This window comes from Sodalis praecaptivus (genome assembly GCF_000517425.1).
GTDB lineage: Bacteria > Pseudomonadota > Gammaproteobacteria > Enterobacterales > Enterobacteriaceae > Sodalis_A > Sodalis_A praecaptivus.
The window spans coordinates 2,449,941-2,467,027 of the sequence record NZ_CP006569.1 but is presented as its reverse complement, the minus strand read 5'-3'; the positions used below and the strand labels follow the sequence as shown (position 1 = coordinate 2,467,027).

Annotated in this window: 12 protein-coding genes and 1 pseudogene; 9 read left to right on the top strand and 4 right to left on the bottom strand. The window is 51.3% G+C overall.

What is annotated here, in order from left to right:
- Positions 1–9 precede the first annotated feature (9 nt).
- The 4 genes from SANT_RS10905 to SANT_RS10890 are packed head-to-tail and all read left to right on the top strand — an operon-like array spanning position 10 to position 3,633.
- On the top strand, positions 10–774 hold the full coding sequence (locus SANT_RS10905; RefSeq protein ID WP_025422326.1) for an acetoacetate decarboxylase family protein: 765 nt from the start codon (positions 10–12) through the stop codon (positions 772–774).
- Positions 775–787: 13 nt separating this feature from the next.
- Positions 788–1,537 carry an SDR family NAD(P)-dependent oxidoreductase gene (locus tag SANT_RS10900; RefSeq protein ID WP_025422325.1) on the top strand — a complete coding sequence of 250 codons (750 nt, stop codon included), beginning with the start codon at positions 788–790 and terminating at the stop codon, positions 1,535–1,537.
- Positions 1,538–1,563: 26 nt separating this feature from the next.
- Positions 1,564–2,874: an MFS transporter gene (locus SANT_RS10895; RefSeq protein ID WP_025422324.1), complete on the top strand. Its 1,311-nt coding sequence runs from the start codon at positions 1,564–1,566 to the stop codon at positions 2,872–2,874.
- A 9-nt stretch (positions 2,875–2,883) separates the two neighbouring features.
- A complete protein-coding gene (locus tag SANT_RS10890) occupies positions 2,884–3,633 on the top strand; it encodes an SDR family NAD(P)-dependent oxidoreductase (RefSeq protein WP_025422323.1) in 750 nt (249 codons plus the stop codon).
- Positions 3,634–3,647: 14 nt separating this feature from the next.
- Here the strand turns inward: SANT_RS10890 and SANT_RS10885 are convergent, their stop codons facing one another.
- Entirely contained in the window at positions 3,648–4,571 is a 924-nt protein-coding gene (locus tag SANT_RS10885; RefSeq protein WP_025422322.1) for a LysR substrate-binding domain-containing protein, read from the bottom strand.
- Positions 4,572–4,677: 106 nt separating this feature from the next.
- Between SANT_RS10885 and SANT_RS10880 the strand changes: the two genes are divergently transcribed.
- From SANT_RS10880 to SANT_RS10870, 3 genes are all read left to right on the top strand, one after another.
- Positions 4,678–5,829, top strand: coding sequence for an L-talarate/galactarate dehydratase (locus SANT_RS10880; protein ID WP_038669580.1), 1,152 nt, complete (start codon positions 4,678–4,680; stop codon positions 5,827–5,829).
- A 117-nt stretch (positions 5,830–5,946) separates the two neighbouring features.
- The gene (locus SANT_RS10875) at positions 5,947–7,263 is read left to right on the top strand and encodes an MFS transporter (RefSeq protein ID WP_025422320.1); all 1,317 of its coding nucleotides are present in this window, start codon (positions 5,947–5,949) and stop codon (positions 7,261–7,263) included.
- A 1,473-nt stretch (positions 7,264–8,736) separates the two neighbouring features.
- Positions 8,737–9,510 (top strand): DUF3750 domain-containing protein, encoded by a 774-nt coding sequence (locus tag SANT_RS10870; RefSeq protein WP_025422319.1) that lies wholly within the window; start codon positions 8,737–8,739, stop codon positions 9,508–9,510.
- 138 nt (positions 9,511–9,648) lie between these two features.
- Here SANT_RS10870 and SANT_RS10865 read toward each other — a convergent pair whose 3' ends face one another.
- The 3 genes and pseudogenes from SANT_RS10865 to SANT_RS24705 all read right to left on the bottom strand — a co-directional run.
- Positions 9,649–11,652 (bottom strand): hypothetical protein, encoded by a 2,004-nt coding sequence (locus tag SANT_RS10865; protein WP_148296275.1) that lies wholly within the window; start codon positions 11,650–11,652, stop codon positions 9,649–9,651.
- Between the two features lie 112 nt (positions 11,653–11,764).
- The gene (locus SANT_RS10860) at positions 11,765–12,577 is read right to left on the bottom strand and encodes a hypothetical protein (protein WP_025422317.1); all 813 of its coding nucleotides are present in this window, start codon (positions 12,575–12,577) and stop codon (positions 11,765–11,767) included.
- A gap of 814 nt (positions 12,578–13,391) precedes the next feature.
- Positions 13,392–14,130, bottom strand: a pseudogene (locus tag SANT_RS24705) (transposase); the annotation flags it as partial.
- A 538-nt stretch (positions 14,131–14,668) separates the two neighbouring features.
- Here SANT_RS24705 and SANT_RS10850 point away from each other — a divergent pair.
- Both SANT_RS10850 and SANT_RS10845 read left to right on the top strand, forming a co-directional pair.
- A complete protein-coding gene (locus SANT_RS10850; RefSeq protein WP_025422315.1) occupies positions 14,669–15,898 on the top strand; it encodes a PocR ligand-binding domain-containing protein in 1,230 nt (409 codons plus the stop codon).
- A gap of 15 nt (positions 15,899–15,913) precedes the next feature.
- Positions 15,914–16,966, top strand: coding sequence for a response regulator transcription factor (locus SANT_RS10845; RefSeq protein WP_025422314.1), 1,053 nt, complete (start codon positions 15,914–15,916; stop codon positions 16,964–16,966).
- Positions 16,967–17,087: the final 121 nt, after the last annotated feature.

The window sequence follows — 17,087 nt, the reverse complement described above, 5'->3', positions numbered from 1 at the left end:
GTGAAAGATATGTTTGGTGATTATAAAATGCATCCCGACAGCGGCGTTAATCCGCCCTATGCGCCGGCGTATCCCGTCGAGTGGGAATGCCCGCTGCGCACGCTGGAGGTAGTAACCCGCGTGGACGCCGGCAAAATCGATGCGTTGCTGAAGGATACCCCCTTCGAGCGGGTCAACGACCGGGTGGCGTTTCGCTTTATGCTATCGCCGGGCCATACCCTGGCGCTGCACAGCGGCGAAATGTTTGATCTGATGGTCACCGTCGCGGTGCGCTACCAATCGCTGTTTACCCAAACGCATATCTTCATGTACTGCAGCGATCCCATGGGCATCTGCGCCGGCCGCGAGCTGTTCGGCTATACCAAAAAGGATACCCATTATGCCTTTGAGGAAACGGACGACGGCCAGATCCGCGGCTGGGTGCGGCGGCGCGGCGTGCCGCTGGTGGATTTCCACTTTACCCCGGATGCGTCGGCGCCGCGGATACCGCTCACCGATGAGCAAACGCAGCCGGGCGGGGAGATCCACGTACGCCGTCTGCCCCATCCGGAAAAACCGGCGACCGCCTATGCCGATGTGGTTTACCGCCGAACGCCGCTGCGTTATACCGCGCCGCTGCCCGGCCGTATCGACTGGACGCTGCACGCCAGCGAATTCGACCCCATCGCGGCGCTGGCGCCGGAGGTGCTCGGCGCCCACTTCATGACGTCGGAGGTCTACGGCGGCGGTTTTGCCGTGGAAGACCGGCGTTTGCTGACGCGTCTTCACCCCTAAGGAGGGTAGCCACGTGACTTCATCCGTAGCCATTATCACCGGCGCCGGCGGCGGCATTGGTGGCGCCATCGCCAGCCGGCTGGCGCGTCAGGGATGGCGGTTGGTGTTGGCCGACAACAGCCGCCAGGCGCTGGTGGAGTGTCAAGAGCAGTGCGCGTCGCTGGGTGCCGAGGTGCGGTGCGTGCAGGGCGATCTGCGCCGAGAACAGGACGTGGCGGGCCTGGTGGCCGTCGCGGACGTGGAATTCGGCGGCTGTCAGGGATTTGTCAGCAATGCCGGGATTGCCGGCGTGGTAGAGCCTATCGCCGATTATCCCGCCGCGATCTTTCGCCAGGTGCTGGAGATAAACACGGTAGGCACCTTCTTGTGCCTTAAATATGCGCTGCCGCTGCTAAGACGGACCGGCGGCAGTTTTGTTGCCATCGCGTCTACCTCGGCTATTCGCGGCCGGGCCAATATGTCCGCCTACGTGGCGAGCAAACATGCGGTGTTGGGCCTGGTGCGCAGCAGCGCCCTGGAGTGTCTCGGCAGCGCCGTACGGGTCAACGCCGTCCTGCCGGGGCCGACGCAGACCGCCATGATCGAGGACATCAACCGCCTGGCGGCCGCACGATCGCCGCAAGGGGAAATCAGCCGCGCGGTGACTGCGCCTTACGGTAAGCCTGAAGACGTGGCCCACACCGTGGCCTTTTTACTATCAAGCGATGCCCGCCATATCAACGGCGCCGCGCTGGTGACGGATGCGGGTAGCACCGTGGCCTGAGTCCCCTACAACGCAGAGGAAACACCATGAACACGAAAGTCATGACGGCGCAGCCGGCGTCGCGGGTTACTGCGCAACATAAACGGGCGCTTGTCGCGGCCTGCATCGGTAATTTCATCGAATATTTTGACTTTGTGATTTACGGGTATTTTGCCTCGGTCATTGCCCGGCTGTTTTTCCCGGCCGAAAGTCAGGCTGCCAGTCTATTATTGACGTTCGCGGTGTTCGCCATCAGCTATGCGTCGCGTCCTCTTGGCGGTATCATTTTCGGCCATTTAGGCGATCGCTACGGGCGTAAAACCCCGCTGGCGATGGCGATTATGCTGATTGCCGCTTCCACCACGCTTATCGGGCTCATGCCGACCTATGACACTATCGGCATGGCGGCGCCCATCATTTTGACGTTAGCGCGCCTGGTGCAGGGGATTTCCGTCGGCGGCGAATACGGCGGCGCGACCTCATTTATCTCGGAGTACGCGCCGGCCAATCGACGCGGGCTCTATACCGGCTGGCAGACGTTTACCATTGGTTTGGCGTTGCTGGTCGGCGGCGGCGTCGCCTCGCTGCTGACCGCGCTATTGTCGCCGGACGCGCTGCACGCGTGGGGCTGGCGGTTGCCGTTTCTGGCCGGTCTGCCGCTGGGTTTTGTCGGTCTTTATCTGCGGCTGAAATTGGAAGAAACGCCGCATTTCGCCAACGTGAAAAAAACGGCGGAGGTCGTCAAAGCCCCGCTGTTGGCGGGATTACGCCAGGAGTGGCGCGCGGTGGTCATCGGCATGGGGCTGATTGCCGCGCCTTCCGCCTGTATCTATATTTACTATATTTATTCGCCGACCTACCTCTCCGTGGTGCGCGGTTTCTCGCTGGCGGACGCACAGCGCGCCAATTTGTACAGCCTGATATTTTACTGCTGCCTGCTGCCGTTCTTCGCCTGGCTGAGCGACAAGGTCGGGCGCCGTCCGCTAATGGTGATAAGTACACTGGCGATAGCGCTGGTGACCTATCCGGCGTTTCATCTGTTCAATCCGCAAGACTTTACGCAAACGGTGTTGGGACTCTGCCTGATGAGCCTGGCGTTTGCGCCTCATTCGGCCACCGCCCTGTGCGCCATGGCGGAAATTATGCCTACCCGTTTGCGCTACACCTGCCTGTCGGTGAGTCTGAATATTCCGGTGACGTTGCTGGGCGGTACCGCGCCGTTTATCGCCACCTGGCTGGTGAGTCGTACCGGCGATCTCCAGTCCCCCGCATGGTTTGTCACGGCGGCGGCGCTGGCCAGCCTGGCGGCGTCACTGGCCTACCGAGAAACGCTGGGCACCGGCCTGCGCCAGCATTAGGGGAAAACAATGGGATTCAAGCATAAAACCGTACTGGTCAGCGGCGGCGCCAGCGGTATCGGTCTGGCTATCGCCACCGCGTTCAGCCGGCGCGGGGCCCGCGTAATCATCCTCGATAACGACGGCGCCGCGCTAGAGGCGACGCTGCGGCAACTGCCCCATGCAGAGGGGATCTGCGCGGATGTCGCGCAGGGTGACGCGCTGCGAGCCAGAGTAGAGGCACTGCTGGCGCAACAGCCCGTCGACATTCTGATCAATAGCGCGGGGATCGCGGCCACCTGCGCGTTTGTCGATACCGACGTTAACCTGCTCGACGCGATGTATGCGATCAATTTGCGCGGGACGTTTATTTTAGCGCAATGCGTGGCCCGCGCGTTGCTTGCGCAGGGGCGCCCTGACGTTATTATCAATATCGGCTCGGTCTCGGGGGGACGAGGAAACGCGGGCAGGGCGGCCTATGGTGCGCTAAAGGCCGGGGTGGCATCGTTGACCATGGTGATGGCGGTCGAGTTGGCGGGGAGAGGGGTACGCGTCAATGCCATCGCTCCGGGGCCGGTGGAAACGCCCTTGGTCAGACGCGCCCATCCGCCGCGGGTGCGCGCGGCGTGGCTTGCGGCGCTCCCCTTGCCGCGTTACGCGGCCGCCGACGAGATAGCACAGGCGGCGCTGTTTCTAGCCTCTGATGAGGCCAGCTATATTCATGGCCATATTCTCAATGTGGACGGCGGCTTCACGGCCGCGGGTATTTTACAGCACTAAGCGGCACGTCGGCGCTACGCCACTATGCCGGCCGGAGGGGCCTGCATCACGTCCTGCATGCCGCGATAGAGCGCATCCAGCAACGGTGGCAAGACGGGGTTGTCATTCTCCTGATGCCAGACCAGCAGTAATTCGCTAGTGACATCGTCCAACTCCGGCAACGTCCGAAAAACCACCTTATCGAAGCGGATGTCCGCGCTGCGCGCCGGGACGAGCGCCAGCCCCAGCCCGCCATTGACCAGCGAGAGAATGGCGACGGTCGAGCCGATTGAGTGGACATAGCGCGGCTCAATGCCGTGGCGGCTAAGGGTCAGGGTGATCAAATCATGGAAAGGTCGCCATCCGCTGGCGGCATAGTTAATGAACGGCTGTTTGTGCAGGCACGACAGCGTCACGGTAGTCTGATGGGCCAGTGGATGATGCGCCGGGATCGCCAGGACGAAGGGCTCTTTGAGCAGCGCCCGGCCGTGAATACCCGCCGGCAACGGCGCTTCACGCACCACCCCCAAGTCCACCTGGCGCAGGCGCAGGGCGTTGAACTGCACCCGCGACGGCATCTCGGTGAGGTGGAGCGCCACTTCTGGATAGACCTGCTGCATCTGATGAATCAGCGTAGGCAAATAGTGATAAATCGCGCAAGAGACGAAACTAAAGGTCAGATGGCCGAGTTCCCCCGCCGCGATTCGGCGCGCATTACTGGTCGCGTGCTGCGCCAGATCGAGCAATTGTCGCGCTTGCGCCAAAAAGGCTCTGCCCGCCGCGGTCAGCGTCACGGACCGCGTAGAGCGCGTGAATAACTTCACGCCCATTTGATGTTCGAGCAGCTGAATCTGGCGGCTGAGAGGCGGCTGGGTCATATGTAACCGAACGGCGGCACGCCGGAAGCTCAGCTCTTCTGCCACGACCACAAAGCAATTTAATTGACCCAATTCGAGCATTGATACTTTTCCCGCAACAATACATTCACTGTTTGTAATAGACAGTATTCCTAGCTGTCAGCAAGATAGTCCAGCCTATTTTTCAATCAGTCAGGAATTTATGATCATGCCCACAAATCAACCGAATGCGTTTTTAGATCGTATCCGCCAGGTGACGCTCACCAGTATTGACGTGCCGCTGACCGTCGCGGTGAGCGACGCGAAAGTGCTGACAGGCAGACAAAAAGCGCTGACGGCCGTAGCGTTATTAATCGCGGAAATCGATACGGAGCAGGGCGCATACGGCCTCGGTTTTACCTACACGCTGCGCGTCGGCGGCCCGGCGCAAATGGCGCTGGCGCAGGAAGTGGCGCCGTTATTGATCGGTGAGGATCCCAACGATATCGCCCGTCTCTGGAGCAAGCTGGTCTGGGCGTCCGCCTCGGTGGGGCGCAGCGGCGTCTCCACCCAGGCCATTGCCGCTATCGATACCGCTCTGTGGGATTTAAAAGCCCGCCGCGCGGGTCTGCCGCTGGCGAAACTGTTGGGCGCCTATCGCGATGGCGTACCCTGTTACAACACCTCCGGCGGTTATCTACAGGCTTCGGTGGATCAAATAGCGGACTCCGCCGCCCAGGCCCTCGCCCGCGGTATCGGCGGGATCAAAATAAAGGTGGGCCATCCCGATCGCGCGACCGATTTACAGCGGGTGGCGGCGATCCGCGCGCGTTTAGGCGATGGGGTGCCGCTCATGGTCGATGTCAACCAGCAATGGGATCGCACCACCGCACTGCGCATGGGGGCCGCGCTGGAGTCATTTAACCTCCGGTGGATTGAAGAGCCGCTGGATGCCTATGACATTGAAGGCCATGCCGCGCTGGCCCAAGCGTTGACCACGCCCATCGGCACCGGCGAAATGCTGACCAGCGCGGGTGAAGTCGAGCGTTATATCGAGCGCGGCGCCATCGATCTGGTGATGCATGACGCGCCGCGTATTGGCGGTATCACCCCTTTCTTAAAAGTGGCCGCCCTGGCGGAAAGCCGCGGGCTCATGATGGCGCCCCACTTTGTCATGGAAATTCATCTGCACTTGGCGGCGGCCTATCCCCACGAAACCTGGGTGGAGCATTTTGAATGGCTCGAGCCGGTGTTTAATGAGCGCCTGACCCTGCGCGACGGCAAGATGTGGGTACCGGATCGCCCGGGGCTGGGCCTCAGTCTGCATGAGCGCATCAAACGTTGGACCGTGGCGCGCAAGGTCATTTCGCAGCCTGCGTGATGTTCGGTCCCCGCGCCCCGTCGCGCTGCGCCAGGGGCCAATGAGTGCAACGTTAGCTCTACTTATAACAACACTACCTCTCTACTTGAGCGTCAAGCACGTCAAAGGATAAGCAGCATGAATAATAAACTCGCTGTCCAGCAAGCCGAGCGTCCTACACGTATACGTTATATCATTTTATGTTTTATCTTTTTCGCCACGGTGTTTAATTATGTCGATCGCGCCACGCTGTCGGTGGCGGCGCCGTTCATGAGCAAGGAGTTGGGCTTTGACGCCAACCAGATGGGTTGGGCGTTCTCGGCCTTTGGCTGGGCCTATGTCTTAATGCAGATCCCGGGAGGATGGATCCTCGATAAGGCGGGGGCTCGTCTGGTTTACGGACTATCACTGGTGTTATGGTCGTTGGTCACGATGTTGCAGGGGGGGATTACGCTGTTCTCCGCGCCGCTGGTGGTCTTGCTGCTGCTGCGGTTTCTAATGGGGGGCATCGAAGCGCCGGCGTTCCCCGCCAACAGCCGCTTGTCGGTGCAGTGGTTTCCTAATCGGGAGCGGGCTTTCGTCACCTCGGTTTATTCCACGGCGCAATATGTTTCCCTCGCTTTATTTACGCCGATAATGACCTATATCGTCCAGACCTGGAGCTGGCACCATATTTTTTATTACATTGGCGTCTGCGGCGTTGTGCTGGGTCTGGCATGGTTGTGGTACGTGCGCGACCCGCTTAATCATCGCCATGTCAATAAGGCCGAAATAGACTATATCGCCCTTGGCGGTGGCATTCCTGATTTGACCCCGGCAACCAAGCCCCTTCGTCAACAATGGCCGCAAATCAAGGCGTTGCTGACCCATAGGATGATGATCGGGGTGTATATCGGTCAATTTTGTCTTACCTCTATCACCTGGTTTTTTTTGACATGGTTTCCTACTTATCTTTATCAAGCGCGCGGTATGACCATCCTGAAAGTCGGTCTGGTGGCGGCCATTCCCGCCCTGGCGGGGTTTATTGGCGGCATTTTGGGCGGATTATTCTCTGATGCTCTGCTGCGCAGAGGCTACAGCCTGACCTTGGCGCGCAAGCTCCCGATCATGGCCGGTATGGTGCTTTCAAGCGTCATCATGCTGGCCAACGTGGTGCAATCCGATACGCTGGTGGTCATTGTGATGAGCATCGCTTTTTTTGCCAAAGGCTTTGGCAATCTCGGCTGGTGTATCCTCAGCGATACCTCTCCGAAACAGGTTTTGGGGATTGCCGGCGGGCTGTTTAATTTTTTTGGCAACATCGCCAGTATCGTCACCCCGCTGTGCATTGGCTGGATATTGGCGTCGACCGGTAAATTCGACTTTGCCATTATTTATGTCGGCGCCATGGGATTAATTGGGGCAGCGTCTTATTTGGTGATTGTCGGGCCGCTGCAGCGTTTACAGGCCGATTAATCCCGCTTTAGGCCGATTAAGCCCGCGTTGGCGGGCGTCATAGCAAAAATCCACGCGCGAGCGTGGATTTCATTCCCCTTGAGCGTGACGATAAGCCAAGGCAATTATGGGCAGCAACAGTGGACACGCGCTTGGGTGAGTCCATTCGTAACCAAAGGTAGCTCACGGGAAAACCCCGTAGCTAGCGGTAATAAACCGCCAAAGCAACGCCCGCCTATCTTTGGTAGAAACGCCTAGACTGACATAGCATATCGGGATAGCCGACGCAGTCTGTCGCTATCACATCGCCATGCCTGGCAAAGTAAACCACGGCGACACTGACATCGCCATGCCTGGAAAGCTATTTATATCGCGCTTTAAACGAACGAGACGTAATTTACCGAAATTGGAAAGTTATATGGTAGAAAACGCAATGATGTTATCATGAATTTACAAGGTAAATAGACCTCTCTTCATGGATTCCATTAAACTGCAATGGGAGCGTCAGAGGCGATAATAGTTTCCGAGTAAGGTTTAGTAGTGATAATGTTAATGATACATAGAGATATCCATTTGCTATGCTAACGCTATGTAATTTATGCTATTTTATATAAACATTAGCCTACTAATTTATTTGTCATTATAGTGCGTTAGGATTTTGATACAATTCATAATAAGACGACGATGATAACTGTCGATAGTGGTAATGGGAAATCACCCCGTTAAGGAGATTATAGAATGAAAAGAAAGTTACTTTTTTGCATCTTAGCGTTATCGTCGGTAATCAGCTTCGCGTCGTATGCCTGTATGGGAACGCATGCGGTTTCAACCCATGATTGTGAGGAACAATGTTCTGTGTGGAATCAGCCAGATGTTGGCGATCAAATTCTGTATAATATGTGTGTCATAGGGGCGGCGAACCCGCATGCCTAGTGACACTCTTAAAGAGTCCCGGCCTTAACTTAGGCCGGTTTTTATATTTGGCGGCATTGGCCCCTGACCCAAGGAATCATCGTGGAGAACAGGTTATGCTCCCACACAATCGGTGGCGCCGATCAGTCGACATCCGGCGCTTCGTCTCCTACTTCCACACCATCTTCAGGGTATGAGTCGGCAGCGATATATCCCTATTTGCGTCTCAACGGATAACCTGCCGCGGTCGTGCCGCTAAACTCTCTCCTTAATCGATAATCATCATCATCTGACAATTGACTAGCCAATGTCAGTTTAGTGAAGTCCCGAGCCAGCATTCTTATTTGACCCGGCTTTGATAGTGCGCTGGCTATACTCAGCATCCGCATCGAGAAACGAAATCTGTCGCCTGCTGCTGACAGCAATAGGGATGACAAAGGTTGGCACAATATTGACACCGCCAGGCGCTGATGGGCACAGGCCAAATGTCTTGGCAGCGGGTGGTGGATAACTTCTGGCACGATAATGTAGAATTACAGTAATCTGGTAACTCTAGATTTTCACTTCCTGTTGCAGACCGCCATGATAACGATGAAATATGTTTGTTTATGTTTTCTCAGTCTCATCTTGCTCTCACTTGCGGCCAGTCTCGCACAGGCGATGCACCAGCGTGACGCGCCGACACAGAACGGCTGGTGGTCAGCCCGGCGAGATACCGCCGGAATAGCCCCTGATGCCAGACAAAATGCCCGATTGGCAGTGGTGCAGGTCTATGCCGCTCCCACCTGGGGCTGGAAAGGGGTGGTGGCCGTACATCCGTGGATCATTTTTAAACGCGCCGGTGAAACGGAATATCATCGCTATGAAGTGATTAGCTGGGGGGAAGGTAAAAAAGTGCGGCGTAATCGCAACTTGCCAGATGGTTACTGGTTCGGTGCGAAACCCCGCCTGCTGGTGGATCACCGTGGTCCAGAGGCCGAAGCGATGATCCCGCAAATTGAAGCGGCTATCGCCACATATCCCTGGCCTGATACCTATCACGCTTGGCCGGGCCCGAATAGCAACACGTTTATCGCGCATATCGGGCGCCAAGTGCCCGCGCTAAAACTGGATATGCCCGCCAACGCGGTAGGCAAAGATTTTCGTTCGTTGCTCAATCCCGTTGGCTTGCCGCCATCGGGGCGCGGAATACAGATTTCGCTGCTGGGTCTCGCAGGTGTGACGCTTGGTGCAGAGGAGGGATTCGAGCTCAATGTACTGGGGCTCAATCTTGGTCTGGATTTCACGCCGCTACGTTTACGGCTGCCGTTTATCGGTGGTCTGGGCAATGACAATTTGCAGAAGAATAATTCATAATGCTACCCAACCCCATGCACAGAGGGTCACACGCGAAGTTCGGTGTTTGGCGTATCGGCTGCGTAGCGTCATCGTGGGAGACTCGATTATCTAAGCTCTTGATTGTGCCAATAAAACGAGCAAACGACATTTGGCTAACTAGGGCAATGAGCGCCGATAATCGGCATTGATTCTGTTACATAAAAAGAATACCGTTTTGCTCAACATCATTTTTTGAATCTCTCTATCTGATTGAGCGTTTCTTTTTGTTCTTAAGGAGACGCCAGAATCATAGGCAATGCCTTGACCAATGTCGAATATCATTCTGGCTAAAAAATCAGCATTGTCCATCATAATATTTGCTCTAAGTATGGGATCTCTTTTGGCCATTTCTTTTATTTGCGGTGCGGTGACGGGAATATCACCAATGACATTACCATAGGCCTGCATAAAGAAGAGATCAAAATTGATTGTGGTTTTCTCGCCTTGAACCTGAATTTCATCAAAAAGCGCTTCCTGCATAGCCTCGACAAAATCTAGCGCATCACCCGCTACCGTGGTCGTCGGAGAAAGAACAAAATCTCGGGTGGCTACAGCATGATGAGATGTTTCATGCAATGCGGTGATTTGTGGTTTGGTGGTTTTAAGATACTGAGGGGAAAATTGATCCGCCATGATAATAACGCGCTGTTCTTGGTCGTTGGACATGACGAAGCCCATTGGCCCATTTTCGTTATGGACAGGATTGCGAACATCATTCCGTTTAGCGCTGGCGAAAATGAATTTTCCCATTTTATTATTGAAAAAATTTCTCATAGTGATCAGCGCATTATAAAATCGCTCCAACGCTTGATTGATGATAGAAGTATCCTGAGTATTTAATATTCTACTAAAATAATCCACTATATAACCATTACGCGTCTTATGTACCAGTATGATCTTTGATCTATCGTTAACGTCTTCGTAAACCTCTATAGCCTGCTTGAATCGATGTAATGCCGATCTGACATAGTTCTTAGCGGCCTCAACGTGAATTTTTAGTTGCGGCGCAATCTCACGTAAAAATTCGTATTCTTCCGGTATCGTATCGATCTTATCGTAAAAAGAGTGCATATGAAAATGCTCTGTCTGGTAGAAAAGCCTTATTGCATCCTCTATATCGCCGATAGCATCGATTTTGTTTCCATTATAGAGAAAATCAAAATATTTCAGCGGTGGCATGAAACGCGCTAGCATCGGTATGTGGCTAACATCAACGGGAATGGCAGGAATATTTTCATTACCCGGTTGGTTGACGTCCATCAATTGGCCATTCTGTAGCGGATGACCAATGAGTATATTGTCATTGATATCTTGGGTTTTGCGCACGCTTTGTTTATTATCATCGCCCAATGACGCTTCATCTTTATCATGCGGATGATTTCCTTCGAGTTTTTGTTTCTCGCTATTGGAATTGCCATTTTGCGACAGTAAACCTCCCGTTATTGCACCCCCTATACCTCCTACTATCGCTCCAGCGCCTGCTGCCCCGCCAGCGATAGCACCTTTACCCGCGCCGAGGCCTGTATTGACTACGGGAGATAAACCTTCTAAAAGGTTAGTATTACTGCTCGCCATGTTTTCATGCGTCCTGATAGTTTCTCTAACTTCTTTTCTCGCGTTTCTTCTGATGTTTCTGGCGTTTTCCCGCGCATGCTTTCTCGCCACCTTTTTTTGTCTTTTGATTTTCTCTCTCTCGATTTCACCGCACTGATTGCCCCTTTTATTTCTAATTGGCTCCATCGTTAGGTTATTATTGCCTGCAACGTGAATTATTCTATTGCCATGACCTAAAGCGCCAGTGCCAGGTAATGCATGGCGTAACGCTGTATTTTTGTTTTCTAGCGCACTGATTTCTCTAACGCCTACCAGTGAAGATAGAAGAAGTGCACGCAAAAATAGATTAAGGTAGAAATGATCTTTTAGATTATCTTTCGCAAAACTCACGTTCTGGAGATTGTTCAAACTGCTTATTTTATCGTTATGCCACCCTCTGGAAAATGGGGGGGAGGGTGATAGGGTTTTCAGCGAGTTAATACACTCTTTTGCGCTCAGACGCGTTTCAAGTTTATGATTAAATAACTCCACCACCTTATTGTGTCGTGGTATTGATGTCAATGGCATAGATCACCTCATGTCATTAATAGAAAGAATTGCATGAGCACAATTCATCAGATATCACAACTATTTCGATTAGATTAACGGTTTCTCCTCTTTCACTTACAGATTGTAACTATCACCAACTCTCCCTCTCACCCCCGTTGCTGAAATAAAATTGCGGTGCTGCGCCATTGGGGTTGGTTTCCAACTCAACAAGCGTCTCTAACGTTTCAGTCGATAACGGATTCCCTTCGAGAAAAATTGCGGCATCATCACTTTTTATCGAGAGAAATTCACAGGGAAGAGTACGCAATCTATTATGTTGTATATTGATTGTTTTTATGCTTACAGGAATCGTTGCTTCAAAGCTAGCCAATTCATTATGCATGAGAAAAAGTAATTCTAGATGAGCAGGTAAGTTTTGCACGGAGGTTATTTTATTATTTGCGCAGTTCAAACACGTCATTTCGGTGGGTAGCTGATGATGTATCGCGGTGATGTTATTGGATGACAAATCAAGATTTATGAGTTTGGAGGGTAGATGACAGGGTATTTCCTCGAATGCATTATTGGCTAAAATTAAGCACGTAATACTTTCAGGTAAATTCTTTTGCAATGCAACCAGTTGGTTACCGCTAACATTTAATTTTTCCAGGTTTAAGGGAAGATTGTCAGGTAATTGAGTGAGTTTATTACCTTGAATATCCAGTTCCTTTATAGCGGGTGGTAAAGATTCAGGCAGCGTTTTGAGGCCTAGATTGCTTAGTTTTAACTTCTCCGTTTGCCTGAAAAAACAATCGGTCATTAGCTTAAAGGCAAGGTCTTTGTTTTCTCCTTCACCGTAGTTTTTTTTGTCCCGCCACTTTTTCCAATGCTCGAGTATATTAGTTTCCGTATGACGGTTAGTCATAAAAATGGCGCGAGATGTGGATGCATTATGAGCTAACAAACGTATCTCCTTCTAAACATTTCATGTTAATGCTTATCACTACACCGAGTAGCGTTAGATGTCGATCATGCATTACGATTTAATCCATCACGGTTATTTTAAGCACGGCGACAAGTTACCAGACTTGCAAGATTTCCGGTTAATCCCGTTATCGCTTAAGATAAAATGACGAGTATGCCGGCATTAGGGTTGGCGTGATTATTGATAATAATAGGGTTTACTAAGCATTATGTCTGTTAAAATTTTTACGCTGACGTCTTTCTCATAAGATATACAATTGTCGTCATCATATTGCAAGCCTGACAAGATGAAAATCTTTCCTATTTGCACTCTCTTATTTATCGCATCGCCTACTATTGTTGATATCAAAGGACTATTTCGGCATTAAAAACACCAAGTGGTAATGGCGAGTGTCGAATAGCGCTTGCGCAATGCAGCGATAATTAAACTACAATTGAAGGATAAATTAATCTGAATAAGATGTTGACAGGATTATTTGACAAGAAAGAGTATGCCGAGACAGGGTTCCCGCCGCGAGCTTGGCCATGACATATTGGGATTATCATTTTCCCACGCCGGCAGAGTAGGGGGCATGCATTTTTAGCTATGATGGACGCGCGTAGGGCTATTTGGTAATTACCGATAGCGATCATCCTGCACCCGTCATTCCACACCGCATGTCGGCGTGAATCCGACGGTCGCCATCGACGGGGCATCAATAAGAGTAAAATCCACGCGTTGGCGTGGATTTTGTGATAGTCATCGGGCTGCGGATGTTCGCTGACCCGGGGGGCGAGACAGCCTAAGCCGGTTATTTGAACGCATGCCGGATAACGCTATTTAACGACTCAATAGCGTGGGTGGTAAAAAGGGCCTTGCGGATATCAGACGGATACCCGAACCGCGTTGACAGGTTAGCCCAATTCGCCCGCCAGCTCCGGCTGATGTGCGGGTAGCGCTTATCCCCGTTTGTCGGCGACCGCATCCAGGGCGGTCAGAGCAGCTTCTTCTGTCGGGGCTTGATAGACTGCTTTCAGCCCGCCAGTGACGGCCTTGTAATCGCGCCATGACACGTAGTTCAGGCTGTTGCGCGCCATATGAACAATGCACTACTGGAGGCGAAACTGTGGATAAACGGCGTTGATGGCGTCGGGGAAGTCTTTCAAGCCGTCAACACCGGCGACGAAGATATCGAGCAAGCCCCGGTTGTTCATCTCCGTCAGCACGCCCACACGCCCAGCCAGAACGTTGCGCCTTCATTCCCGCCAGCCACCTGCCCAGCTGCGCTTTTCCCGGTCACGGGCGTGCGGATATCCAGGGCCTTCTTCGCTAGCTACCGTCTTGGCGGAGTAGCCGTTATGGGTGTTGCAGCCGGATTTGGGCTGCTGCTTCTCGTGGCCCAAAGGGGGGGGCAGCTCAGCATGGGGTGCCGTCTCGACCGTCAGCTTTTGCAAAAAGCGGGAAAGCTGACTCAAGTGATCAGGGGTTTTGAGTTTTTCCGCCAGTTCGGTGGCAAGAGCCTGTAATTGTTTCTCGTCCCTAAATTCACCTATTCAGGGTGTTGCGGTAAACATATCAAAAACCGGCGATGACACAATTTTATGAACAGGCTCTGAGACCGAGAGGTTTATGATATCAGCGTTTGGTACAGAGCTGCGGTCGCGGCCCTGTCGACTTTGTCAGGTTACCGAGCCGCTGTCTTGTGTTGTTGAGTTCACGGCTCAAGCCGTCTCCAGAATCTAATGATGGTTGTTCATAACTTATAAATAGCGTTTTCTAATTATGATAGTGGTAGTGCCTGCATTTATCGTCAGTCTGATGAAGACGGTAAAAATAGTTTTTAAATTCAACAATTGAAAAGAGTAGACACAAATAAGAACATTTCGTCGTCTTTTTTTTAATAAATCAGATATTGGCTTTCTTTTTTTTAAGTTAAACAAAAAAACTGAATGTGGTAACCAAATAAAAACATAAAGCACGTCATTTTAACATAAATAACACATTTAATTTTTTGTTTGTGAGCCGTTTCATTATTTTTAATCGTGGGATGCGCTATAGTTTCGTTGTATTAAAATTGATTCCGTGGATGGCATGCAAAAAAAATATAAATTGCACGAATTTCTTGATGTCGATCGTTTGCAAACACTCCAGGACAACTTCAGTAAATCAATGATGATTGCTCTTGTGGTGGTGGATCAGGAAGGGGTTCCTGTCACTCGCCCGAGCGGTTTTTCGGATTTTTGTGCACGTTCCAGAATGAATGAGACGCTGGCCCGGCATTGCTACGACAGCGACAGCGCGGGCGGCGAAGCGGCAATGCGTGCCGGGGAGCCGGTAGTTTATCGCTGTTACTGCGGCTTTGTAGAATTTGCCGTACCCATAATGATTAACAATCATTATCTTGGCGCCTTCATTTCCGGCCAGGTGAAAGTGGAAGAAGATAAAGAAAAAAGAATTCCTTATATTGTTGATAATAATCTCCTTTGGCAAGAAAACCCCTGGCTGGTGAATTTGCATCACACTACGCAGCGCATGCCATATGAACGTTTTGAATCCACAGCCTATACGCTCCTTCATGTGGCCTCGTATCTGGTAGAACAAGCACATGCTAATAACATTCAACGTGAGTTACGCCATAAAGAGCAGGAATTGACCAGTGAATTACGTAAGCGTGTTGAAATTGAACGCTCGTTGCACGAAGCGGAATTTAAAGCGCTTTCTTACCAGATAAATCCGCATTTTTTATTCAATGTGCTGAATACTATTGGTCGTCTTGCATTTCTTGAGGATGCCAGCCGCACGGAAACGATGGTGCACGATTTTTCAGATATGATGCGCTACCTTTTACGCAAGAATAATAATGGATTGATTACGCTTGGCCAGGAAATGAATTATGTAAATTGCTACATGGCAATTCAGAAGGTCAGAATGAATGACCGCTTTGATTATGCTTGCGATATTCCGAGAGAATATAAAAATGTTGTGTGTCCATTTTTGATTCTTCAGCCCCTGGTAGAGAATTTTTTCAATTATGTCGTTGAGCCACGAGAAACCAAAAGCCATATTATTCTGCGTGCGAGTGACGACCGCAAGGATGTGATCGTTGAAATCACAGATAATGGGGATGGGATCTCGCCAGAAGATATTGCCTATATCCTTTCAGGAAACCTGAACCGACAAAAAGGGGGAATAGGTATTAATAACATCAATAATCGCCTGCAATTGTTATTTGGAGAAAGCTATAGCTTGCAAATCTCCAGTCCCCATAAGCCAATGCTCGGTACTACAATTACGTTAAGGTTCCCTTTGGTGCCTGCCTGAGTCTGGAGCGTGTGTATGTATAATATTGTCATTGTTGAAGATGAGTATATCGAGTCTGAATCGCTAAAACGCATCATCTCACGTTGTGTTGAAAATTCCGTCATTCATGAGGCGCCCACCGGCAGGAAGGCTATTCAGTTGATTGATCAGCTAAGTCAAATTGACATGATGTTCGTTGATATTAATATCCCGCTGCCAAATGGTCATCAGGTTATTGAATATCTTAAGCAGAAAAATACGGAGACCAAAGTCATCGTGACGACGGCAAATGATGACTTTGAAATCGTCCGCCATATGCTCAGTCTAAAAGTTGACGACTATCTTTTAAAACCTGTAAAGCCCAGTACCTTGAGTGAGACTATTCGTAAAACGTTGTTCGTTGATGAAGAAGGGGCCGCGGTCACCCGGGAGTTGCGACAAAAAATAAGCGATTTGATAAGCCGCTGTGATTATCCTGGCTGGCATAGGTTTTTATTCAGCATCCTTGATGCGGCATGCACCGGTCAGACGTTTAACAGCGATCGATCGACAACGGTGACTGATGTCCTTGAATTACTACAGCAATATCTTGCAGGGCTTGGGGAAAAATATGTCTCCTGCCGAAATAAAGTCGCCGCAATTATTATAAATATTCAACAGCAGGGATTACCCCCAAGCAATTATTGGCGCGTAATGACCAGTTTATTAAGCCTTAGTGATGATATTTTTGAGCACGTGTTCAAAAATGTCAATGGTAATATGGATTTTGTTAGCCGGGCTCTATTTCATATTGAGAAAAATATCTTCAAAAATTTTACTTTGGATGACATTGCCTCTAAAGCCTTTGTCAGTCCTTGCTATTTGAGCCGAGCGTTTAAAAAGACCTTGGGCACGGGTTTTTCAAGTTACATTACCCGCCGTAAAATCAGCATGGCAAAATCGCTTCTGCAATTTAGTGACTTAAAGGTCAACACGATCGCGCTTGAACTTTCTTGGCAGGATGCGAATTATTTCTGCCGCATCTTCAAAAAAGAGACCAGCATTGCCCCATCAGATTACCGTCGCCTTGTCTCGCCAGAGGCGTGCTGATGTCCCCGGGTTTTTTTGCGCTTGCCGTAAGCGTGAGCGCAAAAAAGTCCGCTATCCCCGCAACATAGTTTACGTCCCTGGAAACCGGTGACCGTTAAAATTGACCTCTCTCCTTTGAACG

Bases quoted from the DNA above. Each gene is read 5' to 3' on its own strand.
- SANT_RS10905 (WP_025422326.1), top strand. From the start codon at position 10: ATGTTTGGTGATTATAAAATGCATCCCGACAGCGGCGTTAATCCGCCC.
- SANT_RS10895 (WP_025422324.1), top strand. From the start codon at position 1,564: ATGAACACGAAAGTCATGACGGCGCAGCCGGCGTCGCGGGTTACTGCG.
- SANT_RS10890 (WP_025422323.1), top strand. From the start codon at position 2,884: ATGGGATTCAAGCATAAAACCGTACTGGTCAGCGGCGGCGCCAGCGGT.
- SANT_RS10885 (WP_025422322.1), bottom strand. From the start codon at position 4,571: ATGCTCGAATTGGGTCAATTAAATTGCTTTGTGGTCGTGGCAGAAGAG.
- SANT_RS10880 (WP_038669580.1), top strand. From the start codon at position 4,678: ATGCCCACAAATCAACCGAATGCGTTTTTAGATCGTATCCGCCAGGTG.
- SANT_RS10875 (WP_025422320.1), top strand. From the start codon at position 5,947: ATGAATAATAAACTCGCTGTCCAGCAAGCCGAGCGTCCTACACGTATA.
- SANT_RS10870 (WP_025422319.1), top strand. From the start codon at position 8,737: ATGATAACGATGAAATATGTTTGTTTATGTTTTCTCAGTCTCATCTTG.
- SANT_RS10865 (WP_148296275.1), bottom strand. From the start codon at position 11,652: ATGCCATTGACATCAATACCACGACACAATAAGGTGGTGGAGTTATTT.
- SANT_RS10850 (WP_025422315.1), top strand. From the start codon at position 14,669: ATGCAAAAAAAATATAAATTGCACGAATTTCTTGATGTCGATCGTTTG.
- SANT_RS10845 (WP_025422314.1), top strand. From the start codon at position 15,914: ATGTATAATATTGTCATTGTTGAAGATGAGTATATCGAGTCTGAATCG.